General features: G+C 73.9%; 23 protein-coding genes and 1 riboswitch. Of the genes, 12 read left to right on the forward strand and 11 right to left on the reverse strand.

The window, feature by feature from the left end:
* Positions 1-96: 96 nt before the first annotated feature.
* Genes asnB through MY520_RS15735 form a run of 3 tightly spaced genes read right to left on the reverse strand, consistent with a single transcriptional unit; the run spans position 97 to position 2,816 of the window.
* Positions 97-2,031: an asparagine synthase (glutamine-hydrolyzing) gene (gene asnB / locus MY520_RS15725; protein ID WP_436693311.1), complete on the reverse strand. Its 1,935-nt coding sequence runs from the start codon at positions 2,029-2,031 to the stop codon at positions 97-99.
* A gap of 55 nt (positions 2,032-2,086) precedes the next feature.
* Positions 2,087-2,461, reverse strand: a complete 375-nt coding sequence (locus MY520_RS15730; RefSeq protein ID WP_436693313.1) for a DUF3817 domain-containing protein — start codon at positions 2,459-2,461, stop codon at positions 2,087-2,089.
* Positions 2,451-2,816: a metalloprotease gene (locus tag MY520_RS15735; RefSeq protein ID WP_436693315.1), complete on the reverse strand. Its 366-nt coding sequence runs from the start codon at positions 2,814-2,816 to the stop codon at positions 2,451-2,453. Before MY520_RS15735 ends, MY520_RS15730 begins: the two co-directional genes overlap by 11 nt.
* A 287-nt stretch (positions 2,817-3,103) precedes the next feature.
* Here MY520_RS15735 and ctaC point away from each other — a divergent pair, with 287 nt between their 5' ends.
* Together ctaC and MY520_RS15745 are read left to right on the forward strand one after the other, a co-directional pair.
* Positions 3,104-3,973 carry an aa3-type cytochrome oxidase subunit II gene (ctaC, locus tag MY520_RS15740; protein WP_436693317.1) on the forward strand — a complete coding sequence of 290 codons (870 nt, stop codon included), beginning with the start codon at positions 3,104-3,106 and terminating at the stop codon, positions 3,971-3,973.
* Positions 3,974-4,021: 48 nt separating this feature from the next.
* Positions 4,022-4,426, forward strand: a complete 405-nt coding sequence (locus MY520_RS15745) for a cytochrome c oxidase subunit 4 (protein WP_436693319.1) — start codon at positions 4,022-4,024, stop codon at positions 4,424-4,426.
* 505 nt (positions 4,427-4,931) lie between these two features.
* Here the strand turns inward: MY520_RS15745 and qcrB are convergent.
* The 4 genes from qcrB to ctaE form a co-directional block, all read right to left on the reverse strand.
* Positions 4,932-6,596, reverse strand: coding sequence for a cytochrome bc1 complex cytochrome b subunit (gene qcrB / locus MY520_RS15750; protein WP_436693321.1), 1,665 nt, complete (start codon positions 6,594-6,596; stop codon positions 4,932-4,934).
* Positions 6,596-7,708 (reverse strand): cytochrome bc1 complex Rieske iron-sulfur subunit, encoded by a 1,113-nt coding sequence (gene qcrA, locus MY520_RS15755; protein ID WP_436693323.1) that lies wholly within the window; start codon positions 7,706-7,708, stop codon positions 6,596-6,598. Before qcrA ends, qcrB begins: the two co-directional genes overlap by 1 nt.
* Before the next feature lie 64 nt (positions 7,709-7,772).
* Positions 7,773-8,660, reverse strand: coding sequence for a cytochrome bc1 complex diheme cytochrome c subunit (gene qcrC / locus MY520_RS15760; RefSeq protein ID WP_436693325.1), 888 nt, complete (start codon positions 8,658-8,660; stop codon positions 7,773-7,775).
* A 7-nt stretch (positions 8,661-8,667) separates the two neighbouring features.
* Positions 8,668-9,279: an aa3-type cytochrome oxidase subunit III gene (gene ctaE / locus MY520_RS15765; protein ID WP_436693327.1), complete on the reverse strand. Its 612-nt coding sequence runs from the start codon at positions 9,277-9,279 to the stop codon at positions 8,668-8,670.
* 160 nt (positions 9,280-9,439) lie between these two features.
* Here ctaE and MY520_RS15770 point away from each other — a divergent pair, with 160 nt between their 5' ends.
* Complete coding sequence (locus tag MY520_RS15770) at positions 9,440-9,859, forward strand: hypothetical protein (protein ID WP_436693329.1); 420 nt, start codon at positions 9,440-9,442, stop codon at positions 9,857-9,859.
* A complete protein-coding gene (trpD, locus tag MY520_RS15775) occupies positions 9,856-10,914 on the forward strand; it encodes an anthranilate phosphoribosyltransferase (RefSeq protein ID WP_436693331.1) in 1,059 nt (352 codons plus the stop codon). Before MY520_RS15770 ends, trpD begins: the two co-directional genes overlap by 4 nt.
* Positions 10,915-10,945: 31 nt before the next feature.
* Here trpD and MY520_RS15780 read toward each other — a convergent pair whose 3' ends face one another.
* Together MY520_RS15780 and MY520_RS15785 are read right to left on the reverse strand one after the other, a co-directional pair.
* Positions 10,946-11,233 carry an Lrp/AsnC family transcriptional regulator gene (locus tag MY520_RS15780; protein ID WP_436693333.1) on the reverse strand — a complete coding sequence of 96 codons (288 nt, stop codon included), beginning with the start codon at positions 11,231-11,233 and terminating at the stop codon, positions 10,946-10,948.
* Complete coding sequence (locus tag MY520_RS15785) at positions 11,230-13,104, reverse strand: DEDD exonuclease domain-containing protein (RefSeq protein ID WP_436693335.1); 1,875 nt, start codon at positions 13,102-13,104, stop codon at positions 11,230-11,232. The genes MY520_RS15780 and MY520_RS15785 overlap by 4 nt, the downstream gene beginning before the upstream one ends.
* Before the next feature lie 210 nt (positions 13,105-13,314).
* On the opposite strand from MY520_RS15785, the gene MY520_RS15790 reads away from it, so the two are divergent.
* The 4 genes from MY520_RS15790 (at position 13,315) to MY520_RS15805 (ending at position 17,638) form a co-directional block, all read left to right on the forward strand.
* Positions 13,315-13,614 (forward strand): hypothetical protein, encoded by a 300-nt coding sequence (locus MY520_RS15790; RefSeq protein WP_436693337.1) that lies wholly within the window; start codon positions 13,315-13,317, stop codon positions 13,612-13,614.
* A gap of 192 nt (positions 13,615-13,806) precedes the next feature.
* Positions 13,807-14,004: riboswitch (cyclic di-AMP (ydaO/yuaA leader) on the forward strand.
* A 16-nt stretch (positions 14,005-14,020) separates the two neighbouring features.
* The gene (locus tag MY520_RS15795) at positions 14,021-15,103 is read left to right on the forward strand and encodes a C40 family peptidase (RefSeq protein ID WP_436693339.1); all 1,083 of its coding nucleotides are present in this window, start codon (positions 14,021-14,023) and stop codon (positions 15,101-15,103) included.
* A 148-nt stretch (positions 15,104-15,251) separates the two neighbouring features.
* Positions 15,252-16,520, forward strand: coding sequence for a M48 family metalloprotease (locus MY520_RS15800; RefSeq protein WP_436693341.1), 1,269 nt, complete (start codon positions 15,252-15,254; stop codon positions 16,518-16,520).
* Positions 16,517-17,638, forward strand: a complete 1,122-nt coding sequence (locus MY520_RS15805) for a glycosyltransferase family 4 protein (protein ID WP_436693343.1) — start codon at positions 16,517-16,519, stop codon at positions 17,636-17,638. Before MY520_RS15800 ends, MY520_RS15805 begins: the two co-directional genes overlap by 4 nt.
* Before the next feature lie 15 nt (positions 17,639-17,653).
* Here MY520_RS15805 and MY520_RS15810 read toward each other — a convergent pair whose 3' ends face one another.
* The gene (locus tag MY520_RS15810; protein WP_436693345.1) at positions 17,654-19,447 is read right to left on the reverse strand and encodes an AMP-dependent synthetase/ligase; all 1,794 of its coding nucleotides are present in this window, start codon (positions 19,445-19,447) and stop codon (positions 17,654-17,656) included.
* Positions 19,448-19,603: 156 nt separating this feature from the next.
* Here MY520_RS15810 and MY520_RS15815 point away from each other — a divergent pair, with 156 nt between their 5' ends.
* From MY520_RS15815 to MY520_RS15830, 4 genes are read left to right on the forward strand one after another with little or no spacing between them, the layout of a single operon-like run.
* Positions 19,604-20,038 carry an SRPBCC family protein gene (locus tag MY520_RS15815; RefSeq protein WP_436693347.1) on the forward strand — a complete coding sequence of 145 codons (435 nt, stop codon included), beginning with the start codon at positions 19,604-19,606 and terminating at the stop codon, positions 20,036-20,038.
* A gap of 5 nt (positions 20,039-20,043) precedes the next feature.
* Complete coding sequence (locus tag MY520_RS15820) at positions 20,044-21,204, forward strand: ArsA family ATPase (RefSeq protein WP_436693349.1); 1,161 nt, start codon at positions 20,044-20,046, stop codon at positions 21,202-21,204.
* Complete coding sequence (locus tag MY520_RS15825; RefSeq protein WP_436693351.1) at positions 21,201-21,527, forward strand: hypothetical protein; 327 nt, start codon at positions 21,201-21,203, stop codon at positions 21,525-21,527. Before MY520_RS15820 ends, MY520_RS15825 begins: the two co-directional genes overlap by 4 nt.
* Positions 21,528-22,520 (forward strand): ROK family protein, encoded by a 993-nt coding sequence (locus MY520_RS15830; protein WP_436693353.1) that lies wholly within the window; start codon positions 21,528-21,530, stop codon positions 22,518-22,520.
* 41 nt (positions 22,521-22,561) lie between these two features.
* On the opposite strand, the gene MY520_RS15835 is transcribed toward MY520_RS15830, so the two are convergent.
* The gene (locus MY520_RS15835) at positions 22,562-23,797 is read right to left on the reverse strand and encodes a TIGR00300 family protein (protein WP_436693355.1); all 1,236 of its coding nucleotides are present in this window, start codon (positions 23,795-23,797) and stop codon (positions 22,562-22,564) included.
* Between the last annotated feature and the right edge of the window lie 17 nt (positions 23,798-23,814).

Raw genomic sequence — 23,814 nt, forward strand, 5'->3', positions numbered from 1 at the left:
CTCCCCACCACTCGCTGAGCTCGCGGCGGGGCCCTGCAGGGGGCCAACGCGACGGCGCCCCGGCCCCTCCTCGGAGGGACCGGGGCGCCGTCGTGTTCAGAGCCTGACCGGGTAGACCGTCTCGGGGATCTCCGGGCGGATCCGCTCCTCGACGAAGATCCCGTGCCAGACCATGAAGACCAGCACCTCCCACACCTGACGGGCGATGCGCTTGCTGGGCACCTCGGCCTCGCGCAGCCGGTCGAGCAGGGTGGACACGTGGCGGCGGTCGAGCCACTCGTCGGTCTCGCTGTCGGACACGATGTCGCGCGCCCACTGGTGCAGCGGCCCGGCGAGGAAGTCCGCCGTCGGCACGGGGAAGCCGAGCTTGCGCCGGTGCAGGATCGACGGCGGGACGATCTGCTCCATCGCCCGCCGCAGCGCGTACTTGGTGGCGTCGCTGCCGCGGGGGACCCGCTGGTCGAGCGGGATGGTGCTGGCGAGCGCGAAGACCTCGGGGTCGAGGAAGGGCACCCGCAGCTCCAGCGAGTTGGCCATGGTCATCTTGTCGGCCTTGACCAGGATGTCACCCCGCAGCCAGGTGAACAGGTCGACGTACTGCATCGCCGTCACGTCGTCGTAGCCCGCCTCGCGGGTCTGCCGGTAGAGGGCCTCGGTGACCGTCACGTGCGACAGGTCGGTGTCGTGGCCGCGCATCAGCTGGGCCAGCTCCGCACCGGAGAAGTTCCGGGCGTTGCCGTAGTAGCGCTCCTCGAGGGGGATGGACGCCCGGCGGAGGAGGTCCTTGCCGCGCATCCCCTCGGGCAGCCGCTCGGACAGCGCCGCCATCGCCCGCTTCGCGACCCCCGGGAACCGCTGCGCCCAGGCCAGGCTCAGCGGCTCGCGGTAGATCGTGTACCCGCCGAAGAGCTCGTCGGCGCCCTCGCCGGACAGGACCACCTTGACGTGCTTGCGGGCCTCGCGGGCCACGAAGTACAGCGGCACGAGGGCGGGGTCGGCGACCGGGTCGTCGAGGTACCAGACCACCTCGGGGATCGCCGCTGCGAACTGCTCCGCCGTGATCACCACCGGCACGTGCTCGACGCCGAGGGTCTTCGCCGACTCCGCGGCGATGTCCACCTCGGACGTCGACTCCCGTTCGAAGCCGACCGTGAAGGTCATCAGGTCGGGGTTGTAGCGGTGCGCCAGGGCCGCGATGGCGGTCGAGTCGATGCCGCTGGACAGGAAGGAGCCGACCGTGACGTCGGCGCGCATGTGCTTGGCCACCGACTCGTCGAGGGCGGCGGCGATCCGGTCGTAGAGCTCCTGCTCCCGGCCCTGCTGCACCGGCTGGGGCCGGAACGTCGGGTGGAAGTAGCGGCTGGTGTGCAGCTCGCCGTCCACCACGGTGAAGCTGGTGCCGCTCTCGATCCGGCGGATCCCCCGGTGCAGCGTCGCCGGCTCCGGCACGTACTGCAGGGTCAGGTAGTGCTGCAGCGAGGCGGGGTCGACGCCGCCGGCGGCCTTGCTGCCGCCGAGCATCTCCAGGACCGCCTTCTTCTCGGAGCTGAAGACCAGCCCGCCGTCGGCCAGCCGCGCGGTGAACAGCGGCTTGATGCCGAAGGGGTCGCGGGCGCCGAACGCCGTCCTGGTGTGGGTGTCCCAGATGACGAACGCGAACATGCCCCGCAGCCGCCGGACGACGTCCTGACCCCACATGTGGTAGCCGGCGACGATCGTCTCGGTGTCGCCGTGGGTGGTCAGCGGGGCGCCCGCGGCGGCCAGCTCCTCGCGCAGCTCGAGGTAGTTGTAGATCTCGCCGTTGAACAGGATCCGGTAGCGGTCGCGCGCGTAGGGCAGCGGCTGCGGGCTGCCCTCGAGGTCGATGATCGACAGCCGGTTGAAGCCGAGCACCACGCGGGAGTCCGACCACACGGCGGTGTCGTCGGGGCCGCGGTGGTGCAGGCAGTGCAGGGCGTCCTGCACGTCCGAGACGTGGGAGGCGCCGACCCGGTCGGCGTCGGTGGACAGGTAGGCCAGCAAGCCGCACATGAGGCGCAGGTCTCCGGGGGGTCGGCTCGTGTCCCGGCTCGGGGCCGGGACGGGGTCAGACGCGCTCGCCGGCGCGGGTCTTGCGGGTGGCGATGCGCTCGGCGACGAAGGACAGGATCGGGACGGTGCCGGCGAGCAGCACCAGGACGGTGCCCCGCAGCGTCCACCGGGCGCGCAGCGCCAGGTCGCAGGCGGTCAGGAAGAAGATGGCGTAGAGCCAGCCGTGCAGCGTGCCGATGACGGCGACCGGCTCGTCGAGCCCGCCGGCGTACTTCAGCGGCACCGCTACGAGGATGAGCGCGATCAGCAGCACCCCGACGACCCACGCCATGACGCGGTAGCGCAGCAGCGCGGCCGGGACGCCCTGCCCGACACGACGAGCGAGGGCCCGGGGGAGGGTGCTGGCGGGCTCGGTCCGTTCAGCGGCCACGGTCGCTCCGCTGGCCCAGCGCCTTCTCGTTCAGCTCGGCGAGGTAGGCGTTGTACGCGGCCAGCTCGGGGTCACCGGTGGTGTCGATGCGCGGCCGCTGGTAGAGCACCAGCGCGGCGCCCGGCTCGTCCTCGTCCGGGTCGCGGCGCAGCTCCTCGCGGCACATGCGCACGTAGAACCACAGGCCCATGGCCCCGTAGAGGGGCCACTGCAGCGCGTAGCTCCAGTTCACCGCGCCGCCCCCGGCCTCGGCCTTGGTCAGCTGCCAGTAGCCGAGGAAGAACGTGGCGACGAACAGCGCGGCCACCACGAGGTGCATCAGCACCCACTTGGGGGTCAGCAGCCGGGAGAACACGGCCTCGACTGTAACCGGCGCGGCCCGTCGTCCGGGGTCAGCGGTGAGGCGGCTCACGGACGTGGCGAGCGGGGGAGCGGGGCCTCCCGGCGGCGCGCGGGCCGCACCCCGGCGTCCGGACGGCGCGACCCGCCGGGACCGCGTCTCCGGTGGTCGGCCGCCATGCGGGGTCGGCTAGTCTCCCCGCAGACTGTGGTCGGCGCGACGCCGTCTGCCGGACCTCGGCTGACGGCCCGCCGGGAGGACCGTCCGGGACGTCCGGACGGAGGACGAGGAGGCAGCGAGCAGTGGCTCGAGGCAGCAGGCTCGCGCGGGTCGCCGCGCTCGGTCTCCTGGGGGCGGTCGTCCTCACCGGGTGCACGCCGAACAACGAGTTCTGGCGCTGGGGCTGGCCGGACGGCATCACCGACGAGTCCGTCGAGATGCGCAACCTGTGGATCTGGTCGGTCATCGCGGCGCTGATCGTCGGCATCGGCGTGTGGGGCCTGATCCTGTGGTCGGTCGTCCGCCACCGGAAGCGCGGCGACGAGCTCCCCAAGCAGACGGCGTACAACCTGCCGCTGGAGATCGTCTACACGATCATCCCGTTCCTCATCATCGCCGGGCTGTTCTTCTTCACCGTCGTGGTGCAGAACCGGGTCCAGGAGCGCAGTGAGGACCCGGACGTCACCATCGCCGTCAACGCCTTCAAGTGGAACTGGCAGTTCGTGTACCCCCAGACCACGGGGCAGGACGGCGAGCCGGTCAACACGGTCGGTACCAGCGAGGAGATCCCGATCCTCGTGCTGCCGACCGACCAGACGATCCGCTTCGAGCTCGCCTCGGCCGACGTCATCCACTCGTTCTGGGTGCCGGAGTTCCTCTTCAAGCTCGACGTCATCCCGGGCAACGAGAACGGCCGGGACAACGTCTTCGAGGTGACCGTCCGCGAGGAGGGTGCCTTCGTCGGCCGCTGCGCCGAGCTGTGCGGCACCTACCACGCGTACATGAACTTCGAGGTCCGCGCGGTGTCCCCGGAGGACTACGAGGACTACCTCGCCGCCCGCGAGTCCGGCCAGAGCACCTTCGACGCGCTCGAGAGCATCGGCCAGCCCGGTGATCCCCAGTCCACGCAGGCCTGGGACCTCGTCGACGACGCCCAGAGGGCCGGTAGCTGAGATGCGCTCCGACCGCGCACCGCACACCACGCAGCAGGAGGGACGGCCGTGAAGGTCGAAGCGCTCATCTTCAACGGGATCGCCGTCTTCTGCGCGATCGCGGCGATCGTGTACGGGTTCTGGGCCCGCGAGCCGATCGGCACGACCGCCCTGGTCCTGTCCGGTGGGCTGACCGCCCTCATCGGCGGGTTCTTCTGGTTCGTGTCCCGGCGCATCGACGCCCGTCCCGAGGACCGCAAGGACGCCGACATCGCCGACGGCGCCGGCGAGCTGGGCTTCTTCAGCCCGAGCAGCTACTGGCCCTTCGCGGTGGCGCTGTCCGCCGCGCTGATGGGTCTGGCGCTTGCGTTCTTCCACTCGTGGCTGATCCTCATCGCCGTGGCGGCCCTGCTGGTCACCATCGGCGGGCTGCTCTTCGAGTACTACGTGGGGCAGAACGCGCACAGCGGCTGAGCCGCCACCCGCTCGACCCCGAGGGCCCCTCTCCGCCGCGCGCGGGGAGGGGCTCTCGTCGTCCACGGTCCGGTCAGGACCGCTACGGTCGTGGTCGTCGCGGTGCCGGGGCTGCGCCCGGCTGCTGGGGGGAGAGGGCGGCGGTGACCGCTCTGCTGGGGCACCGGCTGCGGCCACGCGCACGCGGCTGAGTACGCCGCCCTCATCGAGGGGCCGCCGGGCCGTCGTGGACGTGTCCGGGCGGTCCAGCCCGGCCGACCGGCGGTGAGGCGAGCTGGAGGCGCTGGAGATCGAGGGCCGGACCGCGCAACTGTGGCCGAGCCACGATCTCGGCCTGGAGAACGCGCTGGAACTCGCCCTGGACGTCCACCGGCGCCTCACCGCGGCGGCGGGCCGAGACGGCCGGGGATGAGCCCGTCGGCGCCCGGCCGGCCGACGTGAGCAGACGCGAGGAGGGCCCCGACGGATCGCTCCGTCGGGGCCCTCCTCGTGCGTGCCGGGTGGATCAGTCGCGCGGCTCCTGCGGCCGTCCGCCGTCCGCCGGGCGACCGGAGGCGGTGAGCTCGCGGGCGCTCTCGGCCGCGGCCTGGCCCTCGGCCTCGCGCCGCTGCTCGAGCTCCACCTGTGCCGGCTCCTCGATGGGGCGGAAGAAGCCGCGGATGGCCCGCCGTGCGCCGCCGACCTGGTTCATCCGCTTGGGCACGGGAGCGCCGCCGTAGGCCAGCGAGCCGTGTCCGTGCTCGTCGACCGGACCGAGTGGCTGGTGCACCTCGATGAACTCGCCGTGCGGCAGGCGCCGGATGACGCCGGTCTCGATGCCGTGCTCGAGCACCTCGCGGTCGTGCTGCTGGAAGCCCAGGCAGAGCCGGTAGGTGATCACGTAGACGATCGGCGGCACGATGACGCAGCCGATGCGACCGACCCACGTCATGGCGTTGAGGCTGATGTCGAACTTGTCGGCGATGACGTCGTTGCCGCCGGAGACCATCAGCACCAGGTAGAACGAGAGCGCCATGGCGCCCAGCGCCGTCCGCACCGGCACGTCGCGCGGACGCTGGAGCAGGTGGTGCGACGCCGTGTCCTTGGTCAGCTTCCGCTCGATCATCGGGTACAGCGCCAGGACGGTGAACATCAGGCCGGCCACCACGACCGTCGGCCAGAACAGCGCCGGGATCGTGTAGTCACCCGGCAGGTTGATGTCCCAGGCCGGGAAGAGGCGGGTCGAGCCGTCGAGGAAGCCGATGTACCAGTCCGGCTGGGAGGCCGCGGAGACCTGCGCCGGGTTGTACGGCCCCCACAGCCAGATGGGGTTGATCTGGACCAGCCCACCGAGGGCGGCGCAGACACCGAACACGATGAAGACCAGGCCGGTCGCCTTGCCCGCGAAGGTGGGGAAGAGCCGGCTGCCGACCACGTTGTGCTCGGTCCGGCCCGCGCCGGGGAACTGGGTGTGCTTCTGCTTGACCAGGATCAGCAGGTGCACGGCGATCAGGGCCAGCAGGATCGCCGGGATCAGCAGGACGTGCACGATGTAGAAGCGGCCGATGATGTTCTCGCCGACGTAGTCGCCGTTGAACACCGCGAAGTGGGCCCAGGTGCCGATGACCGGGACCGACAGCAGGATCGCGCTGATGATCCGCAGCCCCGTGCCGGAGAGCAGGTCGTCGGGCAGCGAGTAGCCGGTGACGCCCATCAGCAGCGCCAGCACCAGCATGACCACACCGATGATCCAGTTCGTCTCACGCGGGCGGCGGAACGCGCCGGTGAAGAAGATGCGGCACAGGTGCACCACGATCGAGGCGACGAACAGCAGCGCCGCCCAGTGGTGGATCTGCCGCATGAGCAGACCGCCGCGGACGTCGAACGACAGGTTCAGCGCCGAGTCGTAGGCGGCCGACATCTCCACGCCCCGCAGCGGCGCGTAGCTGCCCTCGTAGACGACCTCGCGCATGGAGGCGTCGAAGAAGAAGGTCAGGTACGTGCCGGACAGCAGCAGGATGATGAACGAGTAGAGCGCGATCTCGCCGAGCAGGAACGACCAGTGGTCGGGGAAGACCTTGTTCAGCGTGCGGCGCAGCGGACCTGCGACGATCAGCCGGTCGTCGATCTCGAAGGCGGCCTTGCCCAGCCGCGTGGTCGGGACACCCGGCGCCGTGGCGGTGCGAGCCATCAGATGCGCTCCCGGTTCCAGTAGGTGGGGCCCACGGCCTCAATGTAGTCACTGCGCGCCACGAAGTAGCCCTCGTCATCGACCGTGATCGGCAGCTGCGGGAGCGGCCGGGTGGCCGGGCCGAAGATCGGCTTGGCGCCCTGCGTGATGTCGAACTGCGACTGGTGGCAGGGGCACAGGATGCGGCTGGTCTCCTGCTCGTACAGCGACACCGGGCAGCCGGCGTGGGTGCAGATCTTGGAGTATGCGACGTAGTCGCCGTAGCCGAAGTCCGACTGGCCCTGGCGGGGCTGGTCGGCGGCCACCTGCTCCGGGCGCAGCCGGAAGAGCATCGTGGCGGCGTCGGACTCGCGGTTTCCGCCCGGGACGGCCGGGAAGACGGTCTCGATGGAGCCGGGCTGCTGGTCGCCGGGCCGGATCGGGGTGCCGTCGTCACGGACCAGCCGGACGCCCTCGCCCCAGCTCGTGGTGCCCAGCGGGTTGCCCTTGTTCGGGTTCTTGATCAGGCCGCCCAGCGGCATGATCAGCATGAGCCCGAGGCCGCCGCCCATGAACAGCAGCGAGCGGGTGATCAGCTTGCGGCGGGCCAGACCGCTGTTGTGCAGGCCCCCCACGAGGGTTGCGCCGGTGGTGACCCGGTCGAAGTGCGAGCCGTCGTGCTTGTCCTGGACCGCGGTCTCGTGCGGCAGCAGCTTCTTGGTGTACAGCACCAGGCCCACGCCGACGAGGATGAACGCGAGGCCCATGAGGGCGCCGGTGATCGGCGTGAACAGCGCGCTCCAGCCGGTCTCGGAGATCTCCCAGTGCCAGTCGGGCAGGAACCAGCCCGAACCGACGTAGACCACCACGAAGGCGAACGCGGCCAGGCCGGACAGCGCGAAGGTGAAGCCGACCTGGCGGACGGCCCGCCGCTCGACGGGCGACCCGGGCTCCGGGCCCGGGTCGACGTGCAGGATCTCGACGCTGTCGTAGCGCGCACCGAGGCGGTCGAGGTCCTCGCGGGGCATCGCCGCCAGCTGTGCGGGGGTGTAGTCGTCGTCCGGACCGCCGTGCAGCGGGCCGGCGACGTCGGCGCCGCCGGTGGAACCGGGGCGGCTGTCGCGCGCAGTCACGCTTCCTCCTCGCTGATCCAGGCGGTCAGCGGTCGCTGGGCCGAAGTGGTGGCGGGGGAGACGGTCACGCCTTGGTCCCCATCCAGAAGATCCCGAAGAGCAGGACGCCGATGCCGACGACCCAGATGACCAGACCCTCGGCGACCGGGCCCATGCGGCCCACGCCGGCACCGCCCGGGTCGGCCTGGTTGTCGATGGTCTGCACGTAGTTGATGATCGCCCGCTTCTCGTCGGGGGTCAGCTGGTTGTCCCCGAAGACCGGCATGTTCTCGGGGCCGGTGAGCATCGCGGTGTAGATCTCGAGGTCGGTGGAGTCCTCGAGGCTCGGCGCCGCCTTGCCCGAGGAGAGCGCGCCGCCCTGGCCGACGAAGTTGTGGCAGGAGGCGCAGTTCAGCCGGAACAGCTCCCCGCCCAGGGCCAGGTCGCCGTCGCGCAGGTCGCCGGAGGGGAGGGTGGGGCCGCCGCCGTTGGCCTGGACGTAGGCCATCAGCTGGTCGATCTCCTCGTCGGAGAACACGGCCGGCTTGTCGGGGGCATCGGCCTCCTGGCGGACCAGCGGCATGCGGCCGGTGTGCACCTGGAAGTAGACGGCCGCCTCACCCACGCCGATCAGCGAGGGGCCGCGGCCCGGCACGCCCTCGAGGTTGTCGCCGTGGCAGGTGATGCAGCTGCGCTCGTACAGCTCGCGGCCGGCGGCCTCGGCGGCGGACTCGCTCGTCGTGCCCTCGTCCGTGGCGTAGGCGGGGGAGAGGAACGAGTAGAGGCCACCGGTCAGCACGAGTGCGGCCATCAGGCCGGCGACGTTGACGACGCGACGACGGTGCTTGGACCGGCGACGGGCCCGGGCCGCGGCAGCGGGGCTGCCCTCGACCGCCCGGCGGGACCAGCGGCGAGGGCCGCGGGAGGACTCGTCGGCGGACTGGGCGTCGGACTGCGGGTTCGTGGTGGACACCGGTTCCCTAGCGGATCAGGTAGATCGTGGCGAACAGCCCGATCCACACGACGTCGACGAAGTGCCAGTAGTAGGAGACCACGATCGCGGCGGTCGCCTGTGCCGGCGTGAAACGGCCCATGGTGGACCGGATGAGCAGGTAGACGAACGCGATGAGCCCACCGATGACGTGGAGGCCGTGGAAGCCCGTCGTCAGGTAGAAGACCGACCCGTAGGTGGACGACGAGATCGACGTCCCCTCCTCCACCAGCTGGACGTACTCGTAGGCCTGGCCGAGCACGAAGGTCAGGCCCATCACGAAGGTGATCGTGAACCAGCGGCGCAGGCCGTACACGTTGCCCTGCTCCGCGGCGAAGACGCCGAGCTGACAGGTGACCGAGGAGGCCACCAGGATGATCGTGAACGTCAGCGCGTACGGCAGGTTCAACTCCGTCGGCTCCGGCGGCCACCCCTCGGTGGCGCGGGCGCGCGCGGTGAAGTACATGGCGAACAGTCCGGCGAAGAACATCAGCTCGCTGGAGAGCCAGATGATCGTGCCGACGCTGACCATGTTCGGTCGGGTCAGGGAGTGCACCCGGGAGGTGTCGAAGGTGCCGCTCGCGACGGGAGCCGTTGTCACGAGGTCATCATGGCATCGGCCCCGTCAAGGTCACGACCGCGGGTGGCTGGTGTGGCGGCACCGTGACCTGCCCGATACGTCCGTCGCCGGGCACTAGGCTCGCCCCGGTGTGCGGGCCCGGGTCCGGCGCACCGGGAACGACGCCCCGCGAGGAGGACACGTGAGCGACGCCGCACCGGCCACCGTCCTGGTCTACAGCTCCAGGCCGGAGGTGCGCGCCGCCGTCCGGACCGCCGTGGGGCGCCGGCCGGCGGCCGACGTCGGGCCGATCACCTGGATCGAGTGCGCGACCGGTGAGGACGTCGTGGACACCGTGGACGGCGGCGGCGTCGACCTCTGCATCCTCGATGGCGAGGCGCAGCCGACCGGCGGCCTGGCGCTGAGCCGGCAGCTGGAGGAGGAGGTGGCCGACCGGCCGGCGGTCTGCGTGCTGATCGCCCGGCAGCCCGACCGCTGGCTGGCGCACTGGTCCCGGGCCGACGCCACCCTGCCCTTCCCGATCGACCCGCTCACCGCCCCCGTCGTGATCGCCGACGTGCTGCGCGACCGGGTGGGGCGGCGGCCGGTCGTCCGTCCGTGAGCACACGCACGCCGACCGGCGGGCCCACCTGGCCGTCGCTGTTCACCCGGCTCCTGGCCCGCGAGGACCTCTCCGGCGAGGACACCGCCTGGGCGATGCGCGAGATCATGACCGGCGAGGCGACGCCCGCCCAGATCGCCGCCTTCGCCGTGGCCCTGCGCGCCAAGGGGGAGTCGCCGGAGGAGGTCGCCGGGCTGGCCGCCGCGATGCTGGACCGCGCGACGCCGGTGGAGCTCCCGCTCGCCTGCGTCGACATCGTCGGCACCGGCGGCGACGGGGCGCACACGGTCAACATCTCCTCGATGGCGTCGGTCGTGGCGGCGGCGACGGGGGTGCCCGTCGCCAAGCACGGGGGGCGCGCCGCGTCGTCGTCGTCCGGGGCCGCCGACGTGCTGGAGGCACTCGGCGTCGTCATCGACCTGCCGGCGGCCGGGGTCGCCCGCTGCGTGCAGGAGGCCGGGATCGGGTTCTTCTTCGCGCCGGTGTTCCACCCGGGCATGCGCTACGCCGGGCCGGCGCGCAAGGAGATGGGGATCGGCACGGTCTTCAACTTCCTCGGCCCGCTGTGCAACCCCGCCCGGCCGGTGGCCGCGGCCATCGGGTGCGCCGACCCGCGGATGGCGCCGGTGATGGCCGAGGTGCTGGCCCAGCGCGGCATGCGGGCCGTCGTCTTCCGGGGCGACGACGGCCTCGACGAGCTCACCACCTCGACGACGTCGACGGTGTGGATCGTGCGCGACGGCACGGTGGAGCCCGACCGGGTCGACCCGTCGGCCCTGGGGATCGAGGCGCCGCCGCCCGACGCGCTGCGCGGCGGTGACCCCGCCTTCAACGCCGACGTCTTCCGGCGCGTGGTGGAGGGTGAGCGCGGCCCGGTGCGCGACGCGGTGCTGCTCAACGCGGCGGCGGCGCTGGCCGCCTTCGACGAGCGGAACGTCCGGCTGCACGACGCGCTGGCCGCGGGGCTGGAGCGGGCTGCCGGGGCAGTCGACGACGGCCGCGCGGCGGCGCAGCTGACGCGCTGGGTGACGGTCAGCCGGTCGCTGCGCGGCTAGGTGTACCCGGCGCGGGCCTGGGACGGGGCTGTCAGTCGGCGGTGTCGAAGCCGATGGAGAACGCGGCCTCGAGGTCGTGCTGGGAGTAGGCGCGGAAGGCGATGTGGGTGTCGGTCTCCAGGACGCCGGGCACCTTGTTGATCCGCCCCGCGACGACGTCGGCGATGTGCTCGAACTCCCGGACCCGCACCACGGCGATGAGGTCGACGTCGCCGGCGACCGAGTAGACCTCGCTCACGCCCTCGAGGTCGGCGACGGCCTGGGCCACCTCGGGGATCGAGTCGGTGGCCGCGTCGATCATGACGATGGCGGTGATCACGCGGGCGATGCTAGCCGGGCGGCCGGTGCACCGGAGTGCCCGCGCGGGCCGGGGCTGATCCGCTCGGGCCGTGCTCGGGTGCCGAGCGAGCGTCCGTCGGCGAACGGGTCGCGGCCGGTGCGGCCGGCGTCCACGCGGTCGAGGAAGGCGCTGTACCCGCCGGTGCCGGGGGCCGGGCAGGCGAGCGTGCCGGACACCTGGACGAGGCGGGTGCCCGGCTTCTCCATCCAGCGCAGCACGAGCTCGGTCTCGTCCACGGACGCGGCCAGCTCGTCGTCGGGGCCCAGCGGCGTCTCCGCCGTCGCCAGCAGGCCCTCCAGCGTGGCGCGGACGGAACTGCCCTGCGGTGCGCAGCCGGCGGCCACCAGCCGGCCCCGGCGGACGACGGACAGCTGCCAGCCGCCGTCGAAGCCGGGCCGGGCCAGGACCAGCTCGGGCACCGCGGCCAGCGAGGCGAGCCGTTGCCGGCGGCGCACCGCCCGGACGAGCACCGCGACGCGGTCGCGCAGGACGGCGGCGTCCTCGTAGCGCTCCTCGGCGGCCAGCCGGTCGACGCGGGACAGCAGCGGGGCGATCAGGGCGTCCGGGTCGGAGGCGACCGCCGCGCGGAGCACGGCGGCGATCCCGGCGTACTCGTCGACCGACTGGGCACCCGTGCAGGGTGCCCCGCAGCGGCCCATGCCGGCCAGCGCACAGGCGGTGCCGAGCACCCGCAGGGAGATGCGGCCGGTGCACTGGCGCAGGGGCAGCGACTCGTGGATCGCGGCCACCGCCGCGTCGGCCGCGCGCCGGTCGGGGAACGGGCCGAGGAAGACCCCGGCGCCCGGGCGCACCCGCCGGACGACCGACAGCCGCGGGAACGGCTCGTCGGTCAGCCGGACCCAGAGCGCGCGCTCGGGGAAGCGGGAGCGGCGGTTGTAGCGGGGCTTCTGCTCGGCGATCAGCCGCAGCTCCCGGACGGCGGCCTCGAGGTCGTGCGCGCAGGAGATGGTGTCGACGCGCTGGGCGAGGGCGACCATCTCGGTGATCCGGCTGCGCTGCTCCCCGGCGGTGAAGTAGCTGCGGACGCGGCTGCGCAGATCGCTCGACGTCCCGACGTAGAGGGGCTCGTCGCGGGGGCCGCGGAACACGTAGACCCCTGGCCCCGAGGGCACGCCGTCGGCCAGGTGCCGCTTGCGCAGACGGTCGGGGTCGACCTGGCGGGTGAGGCCGGTCAGCTCCTCCAGGCTGGTGATGCCGAGCGGGCCCAGCCGCTCGAAGAGCCCGTGCAGCACGTCGACGGTGGCGCGGGCGTCGGCCAGGGCGCGGTGGCAGGGCTCGGTCGCGGTGCGGAAGAAGGGCGCCAGGGTGGCCAGCTTGCAGTTGGGCACCTCGTCGCGGGTGAGCAGCCGGCGGGCGAGGACCGCGGTGTCGACCGAGGCGAAGGCCGGCCACGGGACGGCGCTCTCCGCGCAGGCGGCCTTGAGGAACCCGAGGTCGAAGGGAGCGTTGTGGGCCACCAGGACCGCGCCGCGCGCGAACTCCAGGAACGCGGGCAGGACCGCCCCGATGCGCGGCGCCGCGGCCACCATCGTGGTGGTGATGCCGGTCAGCACGCTGATGTAGGGCGGGATCGCACAGCCGGGGTCGACCAGCGTCTGGAACTCGCCGAGGACGACGCCGCCGCGCACCTTGACCGCGCCGACCTCGGTGATCGCGCTGTCCTTGGGTGAGCCGCCGGTCGTCTCGAGGTCGACGACGACGAACGTGACCTCCGCCAGCGGGGTGCCGAGCTCGTCGATCGTGGCTTGCTCGTAGCGCGGCAGCCCGGCGGCGGCTCGCGCGGCTGTCCCTGCGGCGATCCCGGCCAGCCGGGCGGGGGAGGAGAGCACGGGGCGGACGGTAGGTCGGGGCAGTGACAGTCCCGGGGACGCTCGCCGGGCGGCGACCGATCGGCCGACGGCGGTGCGGGCGGCCGTGCGGGCGGCAGAACCGACGGTGGCCGGGAACTGTCGGTGCCCGTCCCTAGCGTGCTGCCCATACCGACCGGGGGCCATGGAGGGCCTCCACGACCAAGGCGTCGGTCAGCAGAGGAGTGGGTCATGTTCATCGACTGCGACACCTGCACCGCCCGGGGCGACGGCTGCGCCGACTGCGTCGTGACCGTGCTGCTGGGGGCGCCACCGGGCTGGCAGGGCACCGACCCGACGGTGGTCCCGATGACCGCCCGCCGCGGTCCGGCCGCCGAGGACGTCGTCGTCCCGGCGCCGGGTGTGGTGGTGGAGTTCGACGAGGTCGAGCGCCGGGCCGTCCGCGCGCTGGCCGACGGCGGCCTCGTGCCGCCGCTGCGCCACCAGACCTCCCCGCGCCGGGCGGGGGATCCGCGGCGGCGCACCGGGTGAGGCCGGCCGTGGCGGGCGCCGACGCGGCCGCGGACGAGGGAACGAGGCGCGAACCGGGGGTGTCGGCGTGGCGCGCGTCGAGCGTGTGGGAAGTCCCACAGTCCACGCGGGCCTCGTTTGTCACAACAACACCACGCCCCTACGGTGAGCCGGTCCGGCCGGGAGGTCGTCACCCGCAGTGAGGTGACCTCGGCCGGGTCACCGCCGAATTCCCCGAGGCGCCGCACGGTGCCCAGGGGGAACCGGGGACCCACCGCAGTACTGGGGTGAGTCCTCGCGTGCGCCGGTCCGCCGGGGCACACGCGTCGGTCCGCCGGCGCGCAGAGATAGGGCGCTTCTTCCCAGCCCGAACCCGTCAGCTAACTCGGTAGGCGGTTGCTGAGGAAGAAACGGAGAGCCGCCGCCCGTGGCGACCCCTCACGCTGCCCTGGGGCATGCCCCCGAACCGATCCACCCCCGTCTTGCGGTCGTTCCCCGCCGCCCCACCGCGGCCCGCCGCCTCGGTCGCGGGCTCGTCGTCGGAGCCACCGCGACGCTGGCCCTGACGCTCCTCCCCGCGAACGCGGTCGCCGATCCGGAGCAGGCCGGCAGCGCCGCGCAGGCCGCCGAGCTCGTCGCCCGCACCGGTCAGGAGCTCGAGGCCGTCAGCGAGCAGGTCAACGAGGCCCGCGAGACCCTGGCCCAGCAGCAGGCCGCCGTCGCCGACGCCGACCGGGCCGCCGCCGACGCACAGGCGCAGCTCGACGCCCTCGACGGCCAGATCCGCCAGGTCGCCCGCGCGGCGTTCACCGGCGAGAGCCTCTCGGAGTTCGACCTGCTGATGACCAGCGCGTCGGCCGAGGACTTCGTCTCCCAGCTGGCCACGCTCGACGTCATCGCCGGGCACGCCGGCGACGTGCTCACCGACGTCGCCACGCGGGCCGCGGCCGCCGAGCAGGCGCGGGCCGGCGCCGACGCGGCCCAGGCCGCGGCGCAGCAGGCGCTCGACGAGGTCACCGCGCGGCAGGCCGGGCTCGAGGCCGACATCGCCGACTACCGGGCGCAGTACGACGCCCTGTCGGCGCCCCAGCAGCAGCTGGTGCAGACGGCCCACTCGGGGCAGGCGGTCCCGGCCGCCGCGCCGGCGCCCGCCGCGAGCGGTGCCGCGCAGGCGGCCGTCGACACGGCGCTGGCCCAGGTCGGCGACCCGTACGTGTGGGGCGCCGGCGGCCCGAACTCCTTCGACTGCTCGGGGCTCACCCAGTACGCCTACGCCGCGGCCGGCGTCAGCCTGCCGCACTCGAGCCGCATGCAATCGACGATGGGCCGGTCGGTCTCGCGCGCCGAGCTGCAGCCGGGCGACCTGCTCTTCTACTACAGCCCGGTCAGCCACGTGTCGATGTACATCGGCAACGGGCAGATGGTGCACGCCTCGACCTCCGGCCAGCCGGTCAAGGTCGTGGGCATCGACTCGATGGGCAGCATCACCGCGATGCGCCGCATCCTCTGAGCCCGGCTGAGCGCGGGGAGGACGGGCGGCCCCGTCCCGGGTCCCGCCGTGAGCCTGCGAGGGGTGGGGAGGACGGGCGGCCCCGTCCCGGGTCCCGCCGCGAGCCTGCGAGGGGTGGGGAGGACGGGGTCCTCTTAGGATCGACCAGGTGAGCGCCCGCCGGGCCGCGTTGCTGGTCGCGGGTGCGCTCGGGGCGGCCCTCGTGCTCGTCATCGCCGTCCGGACGCCGTGGTCCCTGCTGCCCGACCCGCCCGGTGGGGCCACCCCGGTCCGCCCCGGCGCCGGGCTGCCGGCGGAGGTGGTCGAGCGGGCGGAGTCCTTCGCCGCGGCCCTCCGGCCGGCGTCCCTGGCCTCGCTGCTGCTCGGCCTCGCCGTCTCCGCCGTCCTGGCGCTGACCCCGCTCGGCGGCCGGCTGGTCCGGGCGGTGGCGCGCCCGCTCGGCGGCGGCTGGGCGTGGCAGGCGCTGCTGGGCACGGCCGCGATCGCGGTGGTGGGTCGGCTGGTCACCCTGCCGCTGTCGGCGTACGGCGAGGTGGTCCGGCACCGGTACGGCCTGTCCACCCGCTCCTGGCTGCTGTGGCTGCGCGACGTCGGCGTCTCCACCGCCATCGACGCGGCGCTCACTGCCGTCGTCCTGCTCGTCGTGGTGTGGCTGGCCCGCCGCGCTCCGCGGACCTGGTGGGCCTGGGCCGCCGGGGCCGCGGCCGCGCTCGTCGTCGCGGGCTCGTTCCTCTACCCGGTGCTCATCGAGCCGGCGTTCAACCGGTTCGAGTCGCTGCCCGCGGGGCAGCTGCGGACCGACCTGCTCGAGCTGGCCGAGGAGAACGGCACCCCGGTCGAGGACGTGCTGGTCGCCGACGCCTCCCGGCGCACCACCGCGCTCAACGCCTACGTCTCCGGTTTCGGGTCGACCCGCCGGGTCGTCCTGTTCGACACGACGCTCGAGCGGCTGCCCCCGGCGGAGATCGAGTCGATCGTCGCGCACGAGCTGGGCCACGTGGCCACCGACGACGTCCTCACCGGCACCCTCATCGGCTCGCTGGGTGCGGCCGCGGCGGTGGCCGCGCTGGGGTGGCTGCTGTCCTGGACGCCGCTGCTGCGCCGGGCCGGTGTGGACGCACCGGGCGACCCGCGGGTGGTGCCGCTGGTCCTGCTGCTGGTGTCGGTCGGCACGCTGGTCGCCACCCCGGTTCGGAACGTGGTGTCGCGGCACGTCGAGGCGCGCGCCGACCTGCACGCGCTCGATCTCACCGGCGACGCGCAGGCGTTCATCACCATGCAGCACCGGCTGGCGGCGGCCAACCTCGCCGACCCCGACCCGCCCGCGGCCTGGCAGTGGTTCTTCGGCTCCCACCCGACCGGGCCGCAGCGGGTCGCGATGGCGCTGGACTGGCAGCGCCTGGAGGACGCCGGGTGAGGACGCTGGTCGTCACCAACGACTTCCCGCCGCGCCAGGGCGGCATCCAGACCTTCGTCGCGGCACTGCTGGCCCGCCGCCCCCCGGAGTCCCTGGTCGTGCTCGCCTCCCGGTCGCCCGGCTGGGAGGCGTACGACGCCGCGCTGCCGTACCCCGTGGTGCGCCGGCCGACCGGCATGTTGTTGCCCACCCGCGCCACGGCCCGCGCGGCAGCCGACCTGGCCCGCCGCTCGGGCTGCGACACCGCCTTCTTCGGCGCGGCCGCACCGCTCGGCCTGCTCGCGCCGGCCCTGCGCGACGCCGGTGTGCGGCACCTGGTCGGGGCCACCCACGGCCACGAGACCGGCTGGGTGGCGCTGCCGGGGGCGCGGCAGCTCATGCGGCGGATCGCCCGGGGCCTCGACGTCCTCACCTACATCAGCGAGTACACCCACGGCCGCCTGGCGCCCGCGCTGGACGGCGCCACCCGCATGGCGCAGCTGTCACCCGGGGTGGACGTCGACCGGTTCACCCCGTTCGCCGACGGGGCGGCGGTGCGCGCGCGGTACGGGCTGGGTGCGGCTCCGGTCGTCGTCTGCGTCTCGCGCCTGGTCCCGCGGAAGGGACAGGACGTGCTGCTGGCCGGCTGGCCGCGGGTGCTGGCCCGCCATCCGGACGCGCGGCTGCTGCTCGTCGGCGGCGGCCCGCTGGAGGCCCGGCTGCGGCGGGCGGTCGCCGACCGGGGGCTGGCGCACTCCGTCGTCCTCACCGGAGGGGTGCCGTCGGAGCAGCTGCCCGAGCACTACGCCGCCGGCGACGTCTTCGCCATGCCGTGCCGCACCCGCCGGGGCGGCCTGGACGTCGAGGGGCTGGGCATGGTCTACCTCGAGGCGGCGGCCTGCGGGCTGCCGGTCGTGGCGGGCACCTCGGGCGGCGCGCCGGAGACGGTGCGGGAGGCCGTCACCGGGCACGTCGTGGCCGACCCGCGATCCCCGGCGGACGTCGCCGCGACGATCACCCGCCTGCTCGACGACCCCACCCGCGCCCGGGCCATGGGGGCCGCCGGCCGGGCGTGGGTGGAGCAGCGGTGGTCGTGGACGACGATCGCCGCGACCTTCACCGCCCTGCTGGACGGCTGACGGCGGAGCCCGGGCTCACCGGGCGTAGAGGGCCTCCACGTCGGCGTCGAACTCCTTCATGACCACCGCCCGCTTGAGCTTCAGGCTGGGCGTGAGCATGCCGTTGGCCTCGGTGAAGTCGGCGCCGAGCACCCGGAACTTCTTGATCGACTCGGCCTGCGACACCGCCTTGTTGGCCTCGGCGACCGCGGCGTCCATCTCGGCCAGGATGTCGGCGTCCTCGGTCAGGTCGGCCGCTGTCGTGCCGGCCGGCTTGCCCTTGCTCTCCAGCCAGGCCGGCAGCGCCTCCTCGTCGAGGGTGATCAGCGCGGCGATGAACGGACGCTGGTCGCCGACGACGATGCACTGGCTGATCAGCCGGTGGGCGCGCAGCCGGTCCTCGAGCACCGCGGGGGCGACGTTCTTGCCGCCGGCGGTCACCAGGATCTCCTTCTTGCGCCCGGTGATCGTGATGAAGCCGTCGCCGTCGATGTCTCCGAGGTCGCCGGAGTGGAACCAGCCGTCGGCGTCGACGGCCTCGTTCGTGGCCTGCTCGTTCTTCCAGTAGCCGCGCATGACGATGCCGCCGCGGATCAGGATCTCGCCGTCGTCGGCGATGGCGGTCTCGACGCCGGGCAGCGGCCGGCCGACGGTGCCGATGCGGAAGGCGGCGTCGTGGTTGACCGACGCGGCGGCGGTCGTCTCGGTGAGCCCGTAGCCCTCGTACACGGTGACGCCGACGCCGCGGAAGAAGTGGCCGAGCCGCTCGCCGAGCGGGGCACCGCCGGAGACCGCTCCGAGGCAGCGACCACCGAGCGCGGCGCGCAGCTTGCCGTAGACCAGCTTGTCGAACAGCACGTGCTGGGCCCGCAGCGCGAGACCGGGGCCGCCGGCGTCCGTGGCGCGGGACCAGTCGATGGCGACCCGGGCGGCCTTGTCGAAGATCTTGCCCTTCCCGGCGGCCTCCGCCTTCGCCTTGGCCTGGTTGAAGACCTTCTCGAACACCCGGGGGACGGCGAGGACGAACGTCGGCTGGAACGCGGCGAGGTCGGCCACGAGGTTGCTGATGTCGGCGGTGTGCCCGAGGACGGTGCGGGTCTTGACCGCGCCGACCTCCAGGACCCGGGCGAGGACGTGGGCCAGCGGGATGAACAGCAGCAGCGAGCCCCGCTCGTTGAGCAACCGGCTGAGCAGGCTCATCCCGTTGCCGATCTCGAACAGGAAGTTGGCGTGCGTGAGCTCGCAGCCCTTGGGCCGCCCGGTCGTGCCGCTGGTGTAGATCAGCGTGGCGAGGCTGGACGAGGTCAACGTCGCCCGGCGGGCGCCGAGCTCGGCGTCGGGGACGTCGGCTCCCGCTGCGGTGAGCGTGCCCACGGCGTCGTCCTCGATGACCCACACGGAGGCCAGGTCCGGCGCCTGGTCGCGCACCGACTCCACCGCGGCGGCGTGCTCGGCGCGCTCGACGACGGCCGCGGTCGCGCCGGAGTCCGAGAGGATCCAGGCGACCTGGTCGGCGCTGGAGGTCTCGTACACCGGGACGACGACCGCGCCGGCCGCCCAGATCGCGAAGTCGAGGACGGTCCACTCGTAGCGGGTCCGGGCCTGCAGGGCCACCCGGTCCCCGGGCCGGACGCCGGAGGCGATCAGCCCCTTGGCCACGCCGGCGACCTGCGCACCGAACTCGCCCCAGGTCACGTCCTCCCACCGGCCGTCGCGCTGGACCCGGAGGCCCACCTCGTCGCGGTGCTCGGCCACGTTGGTGGCGAGCAGGTCGGGGATGGCCTCGTCAGGGCCGACCTCGGTCGTCGCCGGGACGCTGAACTCGCGCACGCCTCGTCCTCTCCTCCCGCCCCGGCCCCGGCCCCGTCGCCTGCGGCCCCGGTCGCGGGACGTCGGCCAAATCTAGCGGCCCGGCGCGTACTCGTGAGTACGAGGCGCCAGGTGTTGCTCCCGTCGGGTGACGGTGGAGCGGATAGCCTGCTGCGCATGGCCGACCAGTCCACCCAGTCGATCACCGTCGAGGCGCCGGCGTCCGACGTCATGGCGGTCATCGCTGACTTCCCGGCCTATCCGCAGTGGGTGGCGGCCGCCAAGCAGGTGGAGGTCCTCGAGAACGGTCCCGACGGCCGCGCCCGTCGCGTGCACTTCGTGCTCGACGCCGGCGCGGTCAAGGACGACTACGTCCTGGACTACACCTGGGACGGCGACCGGCGGGTGTCGTGGAACCTGGTCAAGGGTCAGATGCAGAAGCGGCAGGAGGGCTCCTACACCCTCGCCGAGGCCGCGCCGGGCCGCACCGAGGTCACCTACGCGATCACCATCGACCTGTCCATCCCGATGCTCGGCATGATCAAGCGCAAGGCGGAGAAGGTCATCCTCGACACGGCTCTCAAGGAGCTCAAGAAGCGCGTCGAGGGCTGACCCCGGTGCGCACGCTCCTCCTCACCGGTACCGGTGGGGCCGGTACGTCCACGCTGGCCACGGCGGCGGCGGTGCGCGCCGCGCGCCGTGGCGACCGCGTCCTCCTGCTCACCCGCGCCGGCCGGCCGCTCCCCGGCCTGGCCGACGTCCCGGGGCTCACCGTCGCCCACGCGGAGCCCCTGGGCGCGCTGGAGTCGCTGTGGGAGGTGGCCGCCGGTGAGGTGTCCGCCGTCGTCCCGGGCATCAGCCTGCCCCCGGCCAGCTCCGTGGTGCCCGTGCCCGGCGCCGTCGAGCTCGCCCAGCTGCTCCGGCTGGGCCGTGCGGCGGCCGCCGGCGAGGCGGACACCGTCGTGGTCGACGCCGGCCCGCTCGAGTCCGGCACGGCGCTCGTCGGCCTCCCGGCCGGGCTCCGCTGGTGGCTGGACCAGGCGCTGCCGACCCGGCTGCGCATGCTCGGCGCCGTCCGGACCGCGGCCGTCCGCGCCGGGACGGTCAAGCGGGGACCGGTCGACGTCGCCTTGGACGCGGTGCCCGGGATCGAGCGGCTGATCCGGTCGGTGGACCTGGCCGACCCCGCCACCACGCAGGTCCGGCTCGTGGCCGCTCCGCGTCCGGACGTCGTCCCGGCGCTGCGGACCGCGGTCACCGCGCTGGCGCTGCACGGGCAGCGGCCGGCGGCCGTCCTCGTCCGGGTGCTGCCCTCCGCAGGGGACGGTCCGTGGTGGACCCGGCGGCTGGCCGAGCAGGACGCCGTTCTCGCGTCGCTGGCCGAGCTGGCCCCGGTGCGCTGCGTCGAGGAGTCCCCGACGTCCCCGGGCGACGCGCGGGCGCTGGCCGACCTCCTGCCGCTCGACGACGTCCCCGCCCCGGCCGCGCCGTACCGGCCGGCGACCCAGCGGGTGGACGGTGGCCGGCGGCTGGTGCTGCCGCTGCCCTTCGCCGAGCGCAGGGGGCTGGACCTGACCCGCAGGGGCGACGACCTCGTGGTGACCGTGGCGGGCGCCCGCCGGTCGGTCCGCCTGGACGCCCTGCTGCGCCGTTGCCTGGTCACCTCCGGCCACCTCGCCGACGCCGGCACCGCACGGGCCCGGCTCGAGGTCACCTTCACACCCGATCCGCAGCAGTGGCCGGCCGACCTCCTGGCCGCCGAGGGGAGCAGCACATGACCGACACAGCCGACTGGCTCGAGCAGGCGCGCCGACTGGCGGCCGGCCTCGGCCAGACCCTGGGCCAGGCCCGGGGGCCGGCGGACGGCACCACCGCGCACCCGGCCGACTGCCGCTGGTGCCCGGTCTGCCAGGTCGCGGCGGTGGTCCGCGGCGAGCGTCCCGAGGTGACGGCGGCGCTGGCCGACCTGCTGGATGCGGCGTCGGCCGCGCTGCGGTCCTTCGCCGAGTCGGCGTCCACCCCGGCCGAGCCGCCCGTCGCGGAACCGGAGCAGGGCCAGGGGCCCGCGGAGCCGGTCGTGCAGCGGATCGAGATCGCCTGAGTGGCCGCCACCGGCACCGCCGCCGAGCTGCCCGCGCTCGGCATCGACATCGGCGGCACGAAGGTGGCCGGCGGTCTCGTCGCCCCCGACGGGACGGTCCTGGCGACCGCCCGCCGCGCCACGCCGGGAGCGTCGGTGGTGGAGACCGAGGACGCGATCGTCGCGGTGGTCGAGGAGCTCGCGCTCTGGCACGGGGGGCCGCTGGTCGGCGTCGGGGTGGGCGCGGCGGGCTGGTTCGACCGGACCGGCGACACCGTGCTGTTCAGCCCGCACCTGGCCTGGCGGAACTCGACGCTGCGCAAGGACCTCGCCGACCGGCTGCAGCGCCCGATGTGGGTGGGCAACGACGCCGACGCCGCCGCGTGGGCGGAGTACCGCTACGGCGCGGCTGCGGCCGCCGACCTGGCGCTGATGATCACCCTGGGCACCGGCATCGGCGGGGGCATCGTCATGGGCGGGCGGCTGCAGCGCGGCTCGCACGGCGTGGCGGGGGAGTGGGGCCACATGCGCGTGGTCCCCGACGGGCGGCTGTGCGCCTGCGGCAACCGCGGGTGCTGGGAGCAGTACGCCAGCGGCACCGCCCTCGGTCACACCGCCCGCGAGGTGGCGCGCAACTCGCCGGCGGCCGCGGCGCTGCTGCTGGAACGGGTGGACGGCGACGCCGACCGGCTGACCGGTGAGGACGTCGCCCGGGCCGCGGCCGAGGGCGATCCGCTGGCGCTGGAGCTGCTGGCCGAGGTCGGGTCCTGGCTCGGGCAGGGCATCGCCGACCTCGCCGCTGTCCTCGACCCGGAGGTGGTGGTCATCGGCGGCGGCGTCAGCGTGCTCGGCGAGATGGTGCTCGGCCCGGCCCGCGAGCGGCTGGACCGGGCGCTGCCCGGCCGCGGGTTCCGGCCCGGCCCGCGGGTCGTGGCCGCCCGGCTGGGCGCGCAGGCCGGGCTGGTGGGCGCGGCCGACCTGGTGCGCCGCGCGGTCGCGGAAGGCGACGGCTGATGGAGGGGATCCGTCGGCGTCACGCCGACGGATCCCCTCCATCACGTCAGCTCGCGGGCGAGCTGCTCGAGGAACAGGCCGATGTCGGTGACGATGCCCATCGCCTGGGCGCTGCCGCGGTCGGCGAGCTTGGTGACCGTCGCCGGGTTGATGTCCACGCACACCAGCGGCACCGATGCCGGGAGGATGTTCCCGGTCGCGATCGCGTGCAGCATCGTCGCCACCATGATCGCGAAGCCGACGCCGGGCAGCTGGGCGCGCATGGCCCGCTGACCCTCGATCACGTCGGTGTGGACATCGGGGAGCGGGCCGTCGTCGCGCACCGACCCCACCAGCACGAACGGCTTGCCGGCCCGCACCATCGCGTGCATGACCCCGCCGGTCAGGACGCCGGACTCGACCGCCGCCGCGATCGACCCCGCCCGCCGGATCGTGTTGATCGCCCGGATGTGGTGCTCGTGGCCGTGCGGCACCCCCGAGCCCTTGGCCAGGTCCACGCCGAGGGAGGTGCCGTACAGCGCGGACTCGATGTCGTGGGTGGCCAGCGCGTTGCCGGCGAACAGGACGTCGACGTAGCCGGCGTCGACCAGGCGCACCATCGCCGGCGCCGCCCCGGTGTGGACGACGGCCGGCCCGCCCACCCAGAGCACCTTCCGCCCGGCCGCCTTCACCTCCCGCATCCGCTCGGCGATCTGCCGGACCAGCACCACCTGCGGCTTCTCGCTGGAGGCGGCCGAGGACATGAAGCCGAACGCCTCCTCCTCGCCTCGGGCCACCGAGGGCGGCATCTGCACCTGCACGCCGCGCGCTCCGCAGACCACGGCGTCCCCGGCCCGCACGTCGCTCACCGGCACGGTGCGGACGACGACCCGCCCGCCCTCCTCGCTGACCACCAGCCCGCAGTCCATCTCGGCCCGGTCGACCGGCACCCACTCGCGGTCCAGCCGGACGACGGTGTCCAGGTTGGTCGTCGAGTAGAAGTCCTCGGGGAAGACGCCGTCGGCCGGGGCGGGGCGGGTGGTCGCGGTCCCCGGGTCGACGGCGTTGGCGCCGTGGGTCTGCAACCGCATGACGATGCGGTCGAGCAGTTCGGCGTCGCCGGCGCTGATCCGCACGGTCGCGCGGGACTCGTCCTCGTGCTCCCGGCCGAGGTCGAGGTCCTCGATGCGGTAGTCGCCGCCGTACTCGAGGACGTCGTCGAGCACCCGGGCGAGGATGCCGGTGTCCATCAGGTGCCCGGTCAGCCGGACGGTCGTCGAGTGCGCTGCGGCATCCACCCGTCGCACGCTAGTGA

This window comes from Geodermatophilus sp. CPCC 205506, assembly GCF_051383635.1.
GTDB lineage: Bacteria > Actinomycetota > Actinomycetes > Mycobacteriales > Geodermatophilaceae > Geodermatophilus.

Bases quoted from the DNA above. Each gene is read 5' to 3' on its own strand.
- qcrB (WP_436693321.1), bottom strand. From the start codon at position 6,596: ATGGCTCGCACCGCCACGGCGCCGGGTGTCCCGACCACGCGGCTGGGC.
- MY520_RS15790 (WP_436693337.1), top strand. From the start codon at position 13,315: ATGTTCATCGACTGCGACACCTGCACCGCCCGGGGCGACGGCTGCGCC.
- MY520_RS15825 (WP_436693351.1), top strand. From the start codon at position 21,201: ATGACCGACACAGCCGACTGGCTCGAGCAGGCGCGCCGACTGGCGGCC.
- asnB (WP_436693311.1), bottom strand. From the start codon at position 2,031: ATGTGCGGCTTGCTGGCCTACCTGTCCACCGACGCCGACCGGGTCGGC.
- MY520_RS15815 (WP_436693347.1), top strand. From the start codon at position 19,604: ATGGCCGACCAGTCCACCCAGTCGATCACCGTCGAGGCGCCGGCGTCC.